The sequence below is a fragment of the Micromonospora sp. NBRC 110038 genome (assembly GCF_020884815.1).
GTDB classification, from domain to species: Bacteria; Actinomycetota; Actinomycetes; order Mycobacteriales; family Micromonosporaceae; genus Micromonospora; species Micromonospora haikouensis.
Map to the genome: position 1 here is coordinate 168,987 of NZ_BBOL01000002.1, position 13,785 is coordinate 182,771.

13 protein-coding genes are annotated in these 13,785 nt (G+C 74.5%); 5 read left to right on the plus strand and 8 right to left on the minus strand.

Going from position 1 to position 13,785, the window contains the following annotated elements; all coding sequences use genetic code 11:
• Positions 1–215 precede the first annotated feature (215 nt).
• Positions 216–1,547, plus strand: coding sequence for an AarF/ABC1/UbiB kinase family protein (locus tag LPU61_RS08395; protein ID WP_077938433.1), 1,332 nt, complete (start codon positions 216–218; stop codon positions 1,545–1,547).
• Between the two features lie 378 nt (positions 1,548–1,925).
• Here the strand turns inward: LPU61_RS08395 and LPU61_RS08400 are convergent, their stop codons facing one another.
• The 3 genes from LPU61_RS08400 to LPU61_RS08410 all read right to left on the minus strand — a co-directional run bounded on the left by LPU61_RS08400 (position 1,926) and on the right by LPU61_RS08410 (position 4,966).
• Complete coding sequence (locus LPU61_RS08400) at positions 1,926–2,291, minus strand: WhiB family transcriptional regulator (RefSeq protein ID WP_043965842.1); 366 nt, start codon at positions 2,289–2,291, stop codon at positions 1,926–1,928.
• 131 nt (positions 2,292–2,422) lie between these two features.
• A complete protein-coding gene (locus tag LPU61_RS08405; RefSeq protein WP_043965840.1) occupies positions 2,423–2,677 on the minus strand; it encodes a hypothetical protein in 255 nt (84 codons plus the stop codon).
• Positions 2,678–2,803: 126 nt separating this feature from the next.
• A complete protein-coding gene (locus LPU61_RS08410; RefSeq protein WP_043965838.1) occupies positions 2,804–4,966 on the minus strand; it encodes an ATP-dependent DNA helicase UvrD2 in 2,163 nt (720 codons plus the stop codon).
• 87 nt (positions 4,967–5,053) lie between these two features.
• Here LPU61_RS08410 and LPU61_RS08415 point away from each other — a divergent pair, with 87 nt between their 5' ends.
• A complete protein-coding gene (locus tag LPU61_RS08415; protein WP_043965836.1) occupies positions 5,054–5,296 on the plus strand; it encodes a mycoredoxin in 243 nt (80 codons plus the stop codon).
• Positions 5,297–5,357: 61 nt separating this feature from the next.
• Here LPU61_RS08415 and LPU61_RS08420 read toward each other — a convergent pair whose 3' ends face one another.
• Positions 5,358–6,626, minus strand: coding sequence for an MFS transporter (locus LPU61_RS08420; protein ID WP_043965834.1), 1,269 nt, complete (start codon positions 6,624–6,626; stop codon positions 5,358–5,360).
• A gap of 168 nt (positions 6,627–6,794) precedes the next feature.
• Here LPU61_RS08420 and LPU61_RS08425 point away from each other — a divergent pair, with 168 nt between their 5' ends.
• The 3 genes from LPU61_RS08425 (at position 6,795) to LPU61_RS08435 (ending at position 8,544) form a co-directional block, all read left to right on the plus strand.
• Positions 6,795–7,772, plus strand: a complete 978-nt coding sequence (locus LPU61_RS08425; RefSeq protein WP_229404647.1) for a helix-turn-helix transcriptional regulator — start codon at positions 6,795–6,797, stop codon at positions 7,770–7,772.
• Positions 7,773–7,837: 65 nt separating this feature from the next.
• Positions 7,838–8,077, plus strand: coding sequence for a DUF397 domain-containing protein (locus tag LPU61_RS08430; RefSeq protein ID WP_043965830.1), 240 nt, complete (start codon positions 7,838–7,840; stop codon positions 8,075–8,077).
• Positions 8,078–8,298: 221 nt separating this feature from the next.
• Positions 8,299–8,544: a hypothetical protein gene (locus tag LPU61_RS08435; protein WP_043965829.1), complete on the plus strand. Its 246-nt coding sequence runs from the start codon at positions 8,299–8,301 to the stop codon at positions 8,542–8,544.
• 444 nt (positions 8,545–8,988) lie between these two features.
• Here the strand turns inward: LPU61_RS08435 and nudC are convergent, their stop codons facing one another.
• From nudC to LPU61_RS08455, 4 genes are read right to left on the minus strand one after another with little or no spacing between them, the layout of a single operon-like run.
• Positions 8,989–9,966 carry an NAD(+) diphosphatase gene (gene nudC / locus LPU61_RS08440; RefSeq protein ID WP_229404648.1) on the minus strand — a complete coding sequence of 326 codons (978 nt, stop codon included), beginning with the start codon at positions 9,964–9,966 and terminating at the stop codon, positions 8,989–8,991.
• Complete coding sequence (locus LPU61_RS08445; RefSeq protein WP_043965826.1) at positions 9,963–11,303, minus strand: pitrilysin family protein; 1,341 nt, start codon at positions 11,301–11,303, stop codon at positions 9,963–9,965. The genes nudC and LPU61_RS08445 overlap by 4 nt, the downstream gene beginning before the upstream one ends.
• Positions 11,300–12,610 (minus strand): pitrilysin family protein, encoded by a 1,311-nt coding sequence (locus tag LPU61_RS08450; protein ID WP_229404649.1) that lies wholly within the window; start codon positions 12,608–12,610, stop codon positions 11,300–11,302. The genes LPU61_RS08445 and LPU61_RS08450 overlap by 4 nt, the downstream gene beginning before the upstream one ends.
• Before the next feature lie 22 nt (positions 12,611–12,632).
• Positions 12,633–13,712: an LLM class flavin-dependent oxidoreductase gene (locus tag LPU61_RS08455; protein WP_043965824.1), complete on the minus strand. Its 1,080-nt coding sequence runs from the start codon at positions 13,710–13,712 to the stop codon at positions 12,633–12,635.
• Between the last annotated feature and the right edge of the window lie 73 nt (positions 13,713–13,785).

Below are 13,785 nucleotides of genomic sequence, written 5' to 3' on the forward strand. Positions count from 1 at the left end.
CCCCCGTTCCGGCCGCCCCACGCACCGCCCCCACTCGACGGGCCGCCGTGCCGGGCCACCGCGCCGGGCCGCGCCGCTGACCCACCCGGCGGGCCCTGCCCGGCGGCGGCACGGACGACCACGATCCGGGGGCGGACCGCCACGATCCGGGGGCGGACGGCCCCGGCCCGGCAGCGGAGCAGCCGCAGGGCCGCCCAGTCGGTAACAATGGCCGGGTGACCGACATCCCGCGCCGGGCCGTGTCCCGGACCGCCAAGCTCGCCGCTCTGCCGCTCGGCTTCGCCGGCCGGACCGTCCTCGGCATGGGCAAGCGCGTCACCGGGCTGGCGTCCGACGTGATCTCCGCCGAGATCCAGCAACGCACCGCCGAGCAGCTGTTCAGCGTGCTGGGCCAGCTCAAGGGCGGGGCGATGAAGTTCGGCCAGGCGCTGTCGGTCTTCGAGGCGGCCCTGCCCGAGGAGATCGCCGCCCCCTACCGGCAGGCCCTCACCAAGCTCCAGGAGGCGGCCCCGCCGCTGCCCGCAGCCACCGTGCACCGGGTGCTCGCCGAGCAGCTCGGCCCGGCCTGGCGGGAACGCTTCGTCTCCTTCGACGACACGCCGGCCGCCGCGGCCAGCATCGGCCAGGTGCACCGGGCCGTGTGGCGGGACCCGGACGACGGCGCGCCCCGGGACGTCGCCGTCAAGATCCAGTATCCGGGGGCCGGGGACGCGCTGCTGGCCGACCTCAAGCAGCTCTCCCGGCTGGGCGGCATGTTCCGCGCGATCCAGCCGGGTCTGGACGTCAAGCCGCTGCTGGTCGAGCTGCGGGAGCGGATCACCGAGGAACTGGACTACGAGCTGGAGGCCGAGTCCCAGCGCGCCTTCGCCGCCGCGTACGCCGGCGACGACGAGATCTTCATCCCGGCGGTGCTCACCGCCACCCCCCGGGTGCTGGTCACCGAGTGGATCGAGGGCACGCCGCTCGCCGAGATCATCCGCGAGGGCAGCGAGGAGCAGCGCGACGAGGCCGGTCGGCTCATGGCGATCCTGCACCTGTCCGCGCCGGCCCGCGCCGGGCTGCTGCACGCCGACCCGCACCCGGGGAACTTCCGGCTGCTGCCCGACGGCCGGCTCGGCGTCATCGACTTCGGCGCGGTGGCCCGCATGCCGGAGGGCACGCCCGAGCCGATCGGCCGGCTGGCCGGGCTGGCCCTGCGTGGCGAGGCGGACGCGGTGGTCGACGGGCTGCGCGAGGAGGGCTTCGTCAGCCGGACCGAGCAGATCGACGCCCAGGCCGTGCTCGACTTCATCCGGCCCATGCTGGATCCGGTGGCCGAGGAGGAGTTCCGGTTCACCCGGGCCTGGCTGCGGGCCGAGGCGACCCGGCTGGCCAGCCCGCGCTCGCCCGCGTACCAGCTCAGCCGGCAGCTGAACCTGCCGCCGTCGTACCTGCTGATCCACCGGGTGACGCTCGGCTCGATCGGGGTGCTGTGCCAGTTGGAGGCGAAGGCGCCCTACCGGTCGATCCTGGAGCGCTGGCTGCCGGGCTTCGCCCCGGTCGGCTGAACCGGGGCGGTGAGGACCGCCGGCTGAGCCGGCACGACGCGCACGGCCGGGCTGAGCCGGCACGACGACGCGGGGCGGGTCGGCCGCCGGCCGACCCGCCCCGCGCGGGTGTGGTGATCGGTTAGTAGACGCCCAGGTCGCGCGCCGACTGGCTGCGGCTGCTCATCGCGACGGTACGGGCGGTTCGGGTGATGCGGGTTGCCTCAGTGCTCGTGGTGGTGCGACCGGCCTGAGGCCGGGGCATTCGGGCCCGGGACAACGCTTCGTGGAGTAGTTGCATCTCGACGGCTCCGTGGGGCATGTGCAGCATGGGTATCGACCTTCTCTGATGTGCTCGGGCCGGTGGACACCGGCGGGGGGTGGTGCGGATCGGGTGTGTCAGGCAGCCAACCGGACGGCGTGACGCGACGCGGACAGCCCACTGGCCGCCAGTCGCGCCTCGGCCTCGACCTTCAGTGCGGCGTCCCGCGCGACGTCCTCCTTGCGCGGGCGGCCCCGGGGCCGCTTGCGCGGGACGACCGCGCCACGCTCGAAGATCTCGCCGCCCCAGACGCCCCAGGGCTCGGCCCGCTCGACCGCGCCGGCGAGGCACTCGACGCGCAGCGGGCAGTCCCCGCAGAGCGACTTGGCCAACTCCAGCTCGGCGGGCTGGTCGGAGAACCACAGGTCGGGGTCGAACTTCCGGCAGGGCAGGTTCGCCTCCAGCTCGACGCTCAGGTCGACGGGGGCCAACGCCAGACTCATCTCCCGGTCACCTCTCTCTCACTTCGATCTCGTGGATCGGATTTCCGACGTACTTCGGCGGGCAAAAAACTGAGGCCGCGGATCCCGGTAGCGGGTTCCGCGGCCTCGAGGTGAGCCGGTTGGTCTGGTGATCAGACCGGTCTACCTCGAGGTGGAACGCCGCGGACATCAGTGCGCTGCTTGGCGCCGTCGATGCCCATGCCCGTGAAGCCACTGGTCCCCTCGGCTTCGGTGAGCGGCGCGACGGTCAGGTTCAGCTCGGCCTGAACCCGGACCTGGTGCGCCCACGGAGCCGACGGTCGAGCGGCCGGGGCCACCCGGACAGCCGACAGCGGGACGACGGCAGCGGGCAGCGCCAGCGGACGCTCGTTGATGTAGATCTCCATTGGTGCCACCTCCCTGACGTTTCCTCGATGCCGACTGGGTCTCCACCCCCGTGAGCAGCCGGAATGGCGCTGCTCGCGAGGTGTGTCCTGAGGCTATTCCTCGCCCCGGGGCGAGGGCAAACGAATTTACGGGTCGATTTCCAAAGTTTTCTCTGGGCAGACTTCGTCGACCGCCGCGCCGGCCACGAGGGCCAGCACCGGCTCGCCGTACAGGCCGATCTTGCGGGGGCCGATGCCGGCGATCGCGATCAACTCCTCGGCCCGGCCGGGCCGCCGCTCCGCCAGCGCGGTGATGGTGGCGTCGGTGAAGACCACGTACGCGGGGACCTTCTGCGCGGCGGCCACCCGGGCCCGCCAGTCGCGCAGCCGCTCGTACAGCTCCTCGTCGATGTCGGAGGGGCAGGTGGGGCAGCGGCCGAGCTTGCGGTCGGGGCCGGCGAGCAGCGTCGCGCCGCAGATCCGGCAGGAGACCACCTGGTTACGGCGACGCTCGGCCCGCCGGGGCGCCGCCGCGCCGGCCCGCTCCGTTCCACCGCCGGAGCGGTCGAGCTGGGGCAGGAACCGCGACGGCCGCCGGGCCCGACCGCCCGGCGAGCGGGCCACCGCGTACGACAGCCAGAGCCACTGCCTGGCGCGGGTGATGCCGACGTAGAGCAGCCGGCGCTCCTCCTCGACCTGCTCGGCGGTGCGCGCGTACGTGGTGGGCAGGGTGCCCTCGGAGAGCCCGACCAGGAAGACGGCGTCCCACTCCAGGCCCTTCGCGGAGTGCAGGGACGCCAGGGTCACCCCCTCGACGGTCGGCACGTGCTGCGCGGCGGCGCGACGGGCCAGCTCGTCGTTGAAGTCGGCCAGCGTCACGAGGCGCTGCACGGCGGCGGCCTCCCCGATCGGCAGCACGGGTGGGGTGGCCGCGTGCTCCTCGGCGAGCTGCACCAGGGCCGCGAGCGCCTCCCAGCGTTCCCGGGCCGCGCCGCCGGCCGGTGCGGCGTCGGGGGTCCAGCCGACCGCCGCGAGCCCCTCCACCACGGCGTCGCGCAGCGGGGTCTCGCCGGGGATCGAGCGGGTGGCGGCCCGCAGCGCCACCATCGCCTGGCGCACCTCGGCCCGCTCGAAGAACCGCTCGGCCCCCTGCACCACGTACGGCACCTCGGCCTCGGTGAGCGCCTTCTCGTACGCCTCGGACTGGGCGTTGGTGCGGAACAGCACGGCGATCTCCCGGGCCGGGGTGCCGGCGTCGACCAGGGCCTTGCAGCGGGTCGCCACGGCGGCGGCCTCGGCCGGCTCGTCGGTGAAGATCCGCAGCTCCGGCTCGGGGCCCGGCGGGCGCTGCCCGACCAGCTCCAGCCGCAGCCGCGCCTCGGTGCCCCGGGCCTGGGAGATCACCGCGTTGGCCAGGCCGACCACCTGCGGGGTGGAGCGGTAGTCGCGGACCAGCCGGACCACGGTCGCCCCGCGGTGGCGGCGGGGGAAGTCGACCAGGTACGCCGAGGTGGCCCCGGTGAACGAGTAGATGGTCTGGCTGGCGTCGCCGACCACGGTCACGTCGTCCCGGCCGCCGAGCCACGCCTCCAGCAGCCGCTGCTGCAACGGGTTGACGTCCTGGTACTCGTCGACCACGAAGTGCCGGTACTGCCCCCGGACCTGCTCGGCGACGTCCGGGTGCTCCTCGATGCCCCAGACCGCGGCGCGCAGCATGTCCTCGAAGTCGATCACGCCGTTGGCCCGCTTGAGCTTCTCGTACGCGACGAAGACCTCGGCCACCTTCGCCGGCTCGTGCGGGGTGTCGCGCAGCGCCTTGGCGGCGGCGACCACGTATTCCCCCGGCTCCACGAGGGACGACTTGGCCCACTCGATCTCGCCGGCCAGGTCCCGGGCGGCGGCCCGGTCGGCGCGCAGGCCCACCCGGGCGGCGGCGAGCGTGACGATCCGCGCCTTGCTGTCCAGCAGCTCCGGCATCGCCCGCCCGGCGAGCAGGCGGGGCGCGAAGTAGCGCACCTGCCGCAGCGCGGCGGCGTGGAACGTGCGCGCCTGCACCCCGCCGACCCCGAGCGCGGTGAGCCGGGCCCGCAGCTCGGCGGCGGCGCGGGCGGTGAAGGTCACCGCGAGCACGTGCCGGCCGGAGACCTCGCCGGTCAGGGCGCGGTGGGCGATGCGGGAGGTGACCGCCCGGGTCTTGCCGGTGCCGGCGCCGGCCAGGACGCAGACCGGGCCGGCCGGGGCGGTCACCGCGGCGCGCTGCTCCGGGTCCAGCCCGGCGAGCACCCGTTCCGAGCCTGAGTGAACCCCCACAGCGAGGAATCATCTCAGCTGTCCCGGATGTTGCAGCGGTTAGCCTGGCCTGACCGGACGGGCGAACGGACCTTGGAGGACGCGATCATGTTGACGATGTACTCGACCCCGTGGTGCGGCTACTGCCACCGGCTCAAGTCGCAGCTCGACCGGGAGGGCATCGCCTACCAGGTGGTCGACATCGAGCAGGACCCGAAGGCGGCCGAGTTCGTGATGAGCGTCAACGGCGGCAACCAGACCGTCCCGACGCTGCGCTTCGCCGACGGCAGCGCGCTCACCAACCCGTCGATCACCCAGGTCAAGCAGCACCTCGCCGGTCTGCCGGGCTGAGGCGGACCCCGCGCCGCCCGAAGGTGGCCGCCCCGAGCTGCGGGGCGGCCGCCTTCGCGCGTCAGCGGGTGGGGTGCGCCACCTGCGGCTCGGGCTCGGCCCCGGCTGCGGCGGGCCGGCGTTGCAGCGGGATCCGGGGCACGCTGGGCGCGGGCGCGGAGAGCCGGCGGCCCCGCCAGAGGAAGATGCCGGCTGCGGTGGTGACCACGCCGACGAGCACGAACAGCACCCGGTAGTCGAGCACGCCGACGAGCAGCGCGCCGGCCCCGATGGAGATCGCCTGAGGCCCGCTGACCAGCGCCTCCGCCGCCGAGACCACCCGGCCGAGCAGGCCCGGCGGGGTGCGGCGCTGGATGAGCGTGTTGAGGCCCACCGTGATCAGCGGGAGCGAGAGCCCGGCCAGCAGCAGCGCCGCGAACCCCAGCCAGATGCTCGGGTAGGCGAGGGCGACGGCGGCGGGGCCGAACAGGGTCACCCCGGTGGCCAGCGCGCCGACCTCGCCGGCGCGGCGCACCAGGGCGGCGGAGAAGAGGCCGCCGACCAGTCCGCCGATGCCCTGCACGGTGACCAGCACGCCGACGAACGCGGCGTCGCGGCGCAGGCCCTGGTCGACGTACGCGAAGATCAGTGACTCGGTGAAGCCCATCACCAGGGAGCCGAGGCCGTAGCCGAGCAGGGCGCGGCGCAGCGCCGGCTCGCCGGCCAGGTGGCGAAGCCCGGCGCCCAGCTCGGCCGTCCAGCGCGACCCGCCGTCGGCGGGCGTGGCCTCGGGCGCGCGCAGCAGGGCGACCACGGCGGCGGCCGTGACGAACCCGGTCATCGCCAGCCCGGTCAGCAGCCAGCCGCCGACGGCGGCGTAGAGCGCGGCCCCGGCGAGCGGGCCGACCAGCCGCAGCCCCTGCCGCACGGTCTGCAGCACACCGTTGGCGTCGGCGAGCAGCTCGACCGGCACGAGTTGCCGGATCAGCCCGGCCAGCGCCGCGCTCAGCGTCAGGTACGACAGCCCGTAGAGACCCGCGACCACGTAGATGATCCAGACGTCGCCGGCCCGGGAGACCGTGAACAGCGGGGTGAGCAGGGCGGCGGTGGCGAGGTTCGCGGCGACGAAGAAGGGCCGCCGGGGGTACCGGTCGACGGCCCAGCCGACCAGCGGCGCGAGCACCATCGGCGCGATGATCGCGAAGATGGTCGCGCCGGCCAGCCCGTCGGAGCCGGTCAGGTCCTTGACCCAGATCGCCAGGGCGAGCAGCAGGATCGACTCGGCGGCCATGCTGGCCAGGAGTGCGCCGAACAGCAGGCGGAAGTCGGGGCGACCCAGGACGGTGCGCATCGGGTTCCTCTTCTCGGGGCGGGGAGGGGTTTCTGTTCTCGGGTTTCTGGAAGACACGCGCCTGTCGGAGGCTCCCGACGCCGGCCGCGCCGTCCATACTGACCGTGGGGGGCGAATTTCATACAGTTACCGTCGCGTCCCGCGGCGGTCGACGGAGATGAGGACACCGTGCCTCCTACCGGACCGAGCCCAGTGCTGCGCCGCCGCAGGTTGGGCCTTGAGCTGCGTAAGCTGCGCGAAGCCGCCGGCCTGACGGGCGACCAGGTCATCGCGCGGGTCGGCTGGGCATCCGCGTCGAAACTGTCCCGGCTGGAGAACGGCCGCAGCCGCCCCGACCCCGCCGACGTCGCCGCGCTGCTCGACCTCTTCGGCGTGACCGAGGCGCAGCGCGACGAGTTGCTCGGCATCACCGGCGAGGCCGGGGACATGCGGGGCTGGCTGCGCAAGTATTCGGTGATGACCCCGCAGCAGCGGAGCTTCGCCGAGCTGGAGGCGGGCTGCGCGGAGATCCTGGAGTACAACCCGGTCCTGGTTCCGGGGCTGTTGCAGACCATCGGGTACGCCCGGCTGCGGATCGTCTCCGCCCGCCGGGTCGAGTCCTGGGCCGGCGAGTCGGAGCACGGCGGGACGCCGGAGGACGAGGTGGCCGCCCGGGTGGCCCGCCAGTCGCTGCTGAGCCACCCCGACGCGCCGCGCTACACGGCGGTGCTGGAGGAGTCGGCGCTGGGCCGGCGGGCCGGTCCGCCGGAGGTGCTGCGGGAGCAGCTCGCCCAGCTGTGCGACCTGGCCATGCTGCCGCACGTCACGCTGCACGTGCTGTTGCGGGACACCCCGATCGGCAACTGGTACCTCCCGCCGACCGCATTCTCGATCTACCGGTTCGCCGACCCGCTCGACCCGGAGACGTTGGCGATAGAAGGTGGCTTCACCAACGCCATGTCGACCGAGGCAAACACCCTAAATGCCTATAAAGTGGCTTTCGAGTGGTTGCGCTCGGCGGCGCTCTCCGCGACGGACACCACCTCCTGGCTCTTCGAGGCGGCGGGGCGGCTGGCCGAGACGGCAGGCCCGTCCACGGCGGCCCACGGGTCGGCAACGGCGCCGACCCAACGCCGCCGGCACTCCGACCGCCTGACGGATCGGTGAGGACCGGCTCGCCCGGGCGCGCGAAGCCACTCGTTCCATCGGTACAGTCCAATCAGGAGCAGACCATGAACGAGATCCCCGACATGTCCTCCGTTCTCGCCCGGCGGCTGGCCGACGCGCCCTGGCGGACCAGCACCCGCAGCCAGACCTCCAACTGCGTCGAGGTGGCTCCGCTGCCCGGCGGCCCGGCGGCCGTGGCGCTGCGGGACAGCAAGGACCGCGGCGGGCCGGTGCTGCTCTTCGACCGCGCCGGCTGGGCGGGCTTCATCGCCGGCACGAAGAACGGGCAGTTCGACCTGAGCTGATCGTCCCGGCCCGATCGGGGCCGCCGGCCTTGTGCCGGCGGCCCCGATCTGCCGTTCAGGCCCGCGACCACGCGCGGCGCGACGTCATCCGATCGGGGGATACGGCGCTCCGACCGTCTCGTTCCATTTGCTGGGACGCGGGCCGCGCGTACCATGTGTCGACAGAGTGACGTGGAACTTCCACCGAGTGCCGTCCGTCACCGTCGCATCCGGAGACCATCATGCGGTTCCTGATCGTTCGCACCGACATCCGCGCCGCCGCCGACGTCGACATCGCGGTCGCCTGGGCCGGCGGTGGCCGGGTGCGCGACGAGATCGTCTCCCCCGAACCGCGCCGCCAGGTGGTGCACGCCGAGGACCGGGAGGCCGCCCTGCTGCTGGCCCGGGCCCTGTCCACGGTGGGCGCGGTCCGCCGCGGCAGGCAGCGCGTCAAGGTGCTACCGCTCGACGACGCCCCTCCCCGCTGAGCCCGGCCCCGCCGAACCCGGCCCGCTGCTGGACCTGATCCCTGCTGGACCCGGCCCCTACGCCGCTCACTCTCCGCACTGACGGCCGAGGCGCTCCCAGACTTTGGCCGATCTCACCCTCCGTCATGCCTATTGACCCCCGCCACACATCCCGCGCTCCCTTTGCTCTGCACCCATCCACGCAGCACCCATGGTGAGCAGCGGCTTTGCAAGGAGGTGGCCGGCGGCGGCCAGATGGTTCCACTACTTCCGGCAACCGTTGCGGATCCGGGTGCAGAGCAAAGGGGGCGGAGCGCAGGGTTGCCACCGGGGCCACGCGGGCGAATTCTGCGAACTCAGCGTGACGGCGAGCCGCCCCTGCGGGCCGAGCGTCGGGCGCCCGCCGCGCCCGCCGCGGCCGCAGCCGTCGCCGCCAGGTCGCCGCGAGCAGGAGCCGAGCCGGTGTCAGCAGTGGCCGTCGAGCCAGCGGTGGATCAGGAAGAGCGCGATCGACGAGGGCGGGGGCAGGAGCAGGTGCTCGCCGTCGTTGACGGCCACCGGCCGCCCGGCCAGCGCCGCGCCGATCTCCCGGCGGCTGAACCAGCGGGCGTACGCGATCTCCGTCGGGTCCACGCGCACCGGCTGCGCCGGGTCGGCCAGGGCGACGAAGCCGAGCATCAGCGAGCCGGGGAACGGCCAGGACTGGCTGCCCGCGTACGTGATGTTCCCGACCGCGACGCCAACCTCCTCGTGGACCTCGCGCACGACGGCGTCCTCGGCCGACTCGCCGGGCTCCACGTAGCCGGCGAAGCAGGAGAAGCGGCGGTGGCCTCCGGTGCGCGGCCAGGCCGCGTTGCTGCCGAGCAGGCAGGTGCCCTCGGGCCCGGCCACCCCGTCGTGCACCAGCGCGATCATCGCCGGGTCGGTGCGCGGCCAGACCCGGTCGCCGGTCTCGTCGATGCGGGACCAGCCGGCCTCATCGACGCGGGTCGGCTGGCCGGTGACCGAGGAGTAGCCGTGCCGGGCATGCCAGTTGGTCAGCGCCAGCGCGGCGGTGAAGATGCCGGCGTCGCGGTCCAACAGCAGGTGCCCGACCTCCCGCAGGCCCACCGCCCGGGTGCCCGGCAGCTCCGGCAGCGGCGAGTCCACCGCGAACACGGGCGCGCCGTCGGGCTCGACGCCGAGGAACATCGGCACGGAGCGGGGCACCTCGGGCAGCTCGCCCGAGCCGAGCAGCACCAGCTCCGGCGGGGACGCGTCGGCGCGGACCAGGGCCCGGCCGTCGGCGGCGGAGTCGAGCACCAGGACCCGGGCCCGCTCCCACGCCTCGGCCAGCCACTGCGGGTCGGTGCGCCGGTGCGCGGCCCGGTCCAGGGTGGACCGGGCCAGCGGCGGGGCGGTCTCCCCGCCCCCGCCCCGGACCGGCCCGCCCCCGGCGGTCACGGCCGGACCGGCTCGGTGCGGACGAGGGCGAGGGCCGACAGCGCGGGGGCGACCCGCTCGGCGTCGCCGAGCACCACGGTGACCGCCCGGGCCGGGGCCAGGTAGCGCTGGGCCACCTCGGCCACGTCGTCGACCGTGGCCTTCGCCAGCCGGGCGGCGTGCTCGGCGAGGAACTCCAGGCGCAGCCCGCTGCCCGCGTACGCGCTGGTCAGCGACGCCAGCCCGGCCTGGGTGGACATGCCGAGCTGGAGGGTGCCGAGGGCATACTGGCGGGCCTGCTCCAGCTCGTCCGGCTTCGGCGGGAGCGTGGCGAGGCGGCCCAGCTCGTACGTCGTCTCCAGCAGCGCCGGCCCGGTCACCTCGGTGGCCACCTCGGCACCGGCGACCAGCACCGACCCGGCCACCGAGTGCTCGACCAGCGAGTGCGGCCCGTACGTGTAGCCCTTGTCCTCCCGGATGTTCTCCACCCAGCGGGAGGAGAAGTAGCCGCCGAAGAGCAGGTTGGCCAGTTGCAGCGCGGCGTGGTCGGGGTGGGTGCGGGGCACCGCCGGCAACGCGATCCGCAGCGACGACTGCACCGAGCCGGGCCGGTCGACCAGCAGCAGCGGGCCCGGCTCCAGCGGCGGGGCGGGCGGCAGCTCGGCGGTGTGGCCAGCGCCGTTCCAGGCGGCGAGGGCCTTCTCGGCGGCGTCCAGGGCCCGCTCGGGCTGCACGTCGCCGACCAGCACCAGCACCGCGTCGGCCGGGTGCACCCGCTCGGCGTGCAGCCGGCGCAGCGCCGCCGGCCGGACCGCGCGCACCTGCTCCGGCTCGGGGGTCTGCACCGCGTACGGGTGCGTGCCGTAGACCCGGCGCAGCAGGGCGGTGCGGGCGAGATGGGCCGGCTGGCTCTGCGCCACCTGGATGCGGTCGACCAGCCGGTCCCGCTCGGTGCCGACCTCCTGACCCGGGTACGTCGCGCCGGTCAGCACGTCGGCCAGGATCTCCAGCATCCGGTCCAGCCCGGTGACCAGGCCCGCGCCGGAGAGCATCAGCCGGTCCGGGTCGATGCCGGCCGACAGCCCGCCGCCGACCGCCTGCAGCTCGGCGGCGATCTGCACGCTGGTCATCGACTGCGTGCCGGACAGCATGGTCTGCGCGAGCATCGCCCCCCGGGCCAGGTGGGTCCGGCCCGTCGGCATCCACAGCCGCAGCTCGACCAGGGGGACGGCCGGGCGGCGTACCGCGATGACGGTCAGCCCGTTGCCGAGCCTCCGCTCGGCCTGCTTGGGCAGCTTGAGCCTGCGGTTCGGGCCGAGCGGCGGCAACGCCCGCGGCGACACGTCTGCCACACTCATCGGGCACCCCCAGGAACAACCTCGATGGACGCGCGGCGCTCCGGCCGCAGGGTGGCGGCGGCGGCCCGGACCTGCTCGTCGGTGACCTCGCCGACCAGCCGGGGCAGGTCGTTGAGCAGCCCCGGCTCGCCGCGCTGCTGCTCCAGCACCGCCATCCGCAGCGCCCGGCCGAGCACCGCGTCGGTGTCGCGCAGCAGGTGGGTGGCCATCCGGGCCTGGGTGCGGGCCAGCTCGCCGTCGGTGGGGCCGTCGGTGGCCAGCCGGTCGAGTTCCTCGTCGACGGTGCGCAGCACCTTGTCGACGTCCCCACCGGGCGGCAGGTGCGCCTGGAGCAGCAGGGCGGTGGGGTCGCGCACGTCGAACGGGTCGCCCATGAAGCCCACGTACCCGCCGAGGCTGGTGACCGCGCGGTCCCGTTGGACGAGCCGCTCGACCAGCCGGGACGCGTCGCCGTCGGTGAGCACTTCGGCGAGCACCACGTAGGGCAGGTAGCCGGCGAAGTCGGTGATCGGGTCGGGCACCCGCCAGGCCGAGGCCACCGCCGGCAGCGGGGCCAGGGCGTCGGTGTACGACGAGCGCCGCTCGGCGGTCAGGTCGGGCTCGGCGAAGTCGGGGCGGTCGGGGGCGGGCCGGGCCGGCACGTCGCCGAAGTGCCGCTGCACCAGCGCGGTGGCCTCGGCCACGTCGACGTCCCCGCTGATCGCGAGGACGGCGTTGCCGCTGGCGTAGTAGCGGCGGAAGAAGTCGGCCGCGTCGTCGACGGTGGCGGACTCCAGGTCGTCGAAGGAGCCGTAGCCGTCGTGCGCGTTGGGGAACGTGTCGAACATGACCGGCGGCAGGGTCAGCCAGGGGAACCCGCCGTACGGCCGGTTGAGCACGTTGACCCGGATCTCCTCCTTGACCACGTCGACCTGGTTGCGCAGGTTCTCCTCGGTCAGCCGGGGGCCGCGCATCCGGTCGGCCTCCAGGAACAGCGCCCGCTCCAGGGCGTTGCTCGGCAGCGTCTCGTAGTAGTCCGTGTAGTCGTGGTGGGTCGACCCGTTGAAGGTGCCGCCCGCGCCCTGCACGTGCCGGAAGTGGGCCAGCTTCTCCAGGTTCTCCGAGCCCTGGAACATCAGGTGCTCGAAGAGGTGGGCGAAGCCCGTGCGCCCCTCGGGCTCGGAGCGGATGCCGACGTCGTAGACGACCGCCACCCCGATCACCGGTGCGCTGCGGTCGGGGGTGAGCACCACCCGCAGGCCGTTGCCGAGGGTGAACCGCTCGACCGGGTACTTCGTCGCTGGAATTCTGGATCTCCGCGCCGCCACGGGTCGACCCTAGCGCGTCGGGTCAGCCCACGGGTGCGACGGCGGCGACCCGGGGCAGGACCTCCGCGCCGACCCGCTCGGCCTCCTCCCGGTGCGGCCAGCCGGACAGCACGAACTCGTCGACGCCGTGCGAGGCGTACTCGTCGATTCTGGCCGCGACCTCGGCGTAGCTGCCGACGAGCGCGGTGCCCGCGCCCTCGCGGACCAGGCCGATCCCGGCCCACAGGTTCGGCGCGACGGTGAGCGCGTCGGCGGACCCGCCGTGCAGGGCGGCCATCCGGGCCTGGCCGACGGAGTCCATCCGGCGGAACCGGGCCTGCGCGGCGGCGATCCGCTCGGGGCTCATCCCGGCCAGCAGCCGGTCCGCCTCGGCCCACGCCTCGCCCGCGGTCGGCCGGGCGATGACGTGCAGCCGCAGGCCGGTGCGCAGGGTGCGGCCCCGCTCGGCGGCCAGGGCCCGCACCCGGGCCACCCGGGCGGCGATCGCGGCCGGCGGCTCACCCCACATGAGGTACGCGTCGGCGTGCCGCGCCGCCACCGCCTCGGCGGCCGGGGACGCCCCGCCGAGGTAGACGGGCGGCGGCTCGGTCAGCGGGGCGGTCAGGCCGCCGCCGGCGATCCGGTAGTGCGCGCCGGTGAAGTCGAACGGGGTGCCGCGCCAGGTGCGGCGGAGCACGTCGATGAACTCGCCGGTGCGCGCGTACCGGTCGTCGTGGTCGAGGAAGTCGCCGTACGCCCGCTGTTCGGCGGGGTCGCCGCCGGTGACGACGTTGAGCGCGAGCCGCCCGCCGGAGACGGCCTGGAACGCCTCGGCCTGGGCGGCGACGAGCGTGGGCAGGGCGAACCCGGTCCGCACGGCGACGAGCATGCCGATCCGGTCGGTGTGCTGGGCGACGGCGGCGCAGACGATCCACGGGTCGGGGCAGCCGGAGCCGACCGGGGTGAGCAGCGCGGCGAAGCCGGCCGCCTCGGCGGCCCGGGCGACCTCGGCCAGGTAGCCGACGGTGGCGGCCCGCTCGTGCCGGGCCGCGCCGGCGGTGACGGTGGCGGCGCCGACCTGGTGCCCGTCGCCGGACGTGGGGAGGAACCAGTGGTAGGTCACGTCGACCAAACCTAGCAAGAAGGTAGGAAAACCGGGAATAATCCCGAGCGAGAATCCCGCGATGTGGACGGGT

Bases quoted from the DNA above. Each gene is read 5' to 3' on its own strand.
- LPU61_RS08400 (WP_043965842.1), bottom strand. From the start codon at position 2,291: ATGAGTCTGGCGTTGGCCCCCGTCGACCTGAGCGTCGAGCTGGAGGCG.
- LPU61_RS08405 (WP_043965840.1), bottom strand. From the start codon at position 2,677: ATGGAGATCTACATCAACGAGCGTCCGCTGGCGCTGCCCGCTGCCGTC.
- LPU61_RS08415 (WP_043965836.1), top strand. From the start codon at position 5,054: ATGTTGACGATGTACTCGACCCCGTGGTGCGGCTACTGCCACCGGCTC.
- LPU61_RS08420 (WP_043965834.1), bottom strand. From the start codon at position 6,626: ATGCGCACCGTCCTGGGTCGCCCCGACTTCCGCCTGCTGTTCGGCGCA.
- LPU61_RS08430 (WP_043965830.1), top strand. From the start codon at position 7,838: ATGAACGAGATCCCCGACATGTCCTCCGTTCTCGCCCGGCGGCTGGCC.
- LPU61_RS08435 (WP_043965829.1), top strand. From the start codon at position 8,299: ATGCGGTTCCTGATCGTTCGCACCGACATCCGCGCCGCCGCCGACGTC.
- LPU61_RS08445 (WP_043965826.1), bottom strand. From the start codon at position 11,303: ATGAGTGTGGCAGACGTGTCGCCGCGGGCGTTGCCGCCGCTCGGCCCG.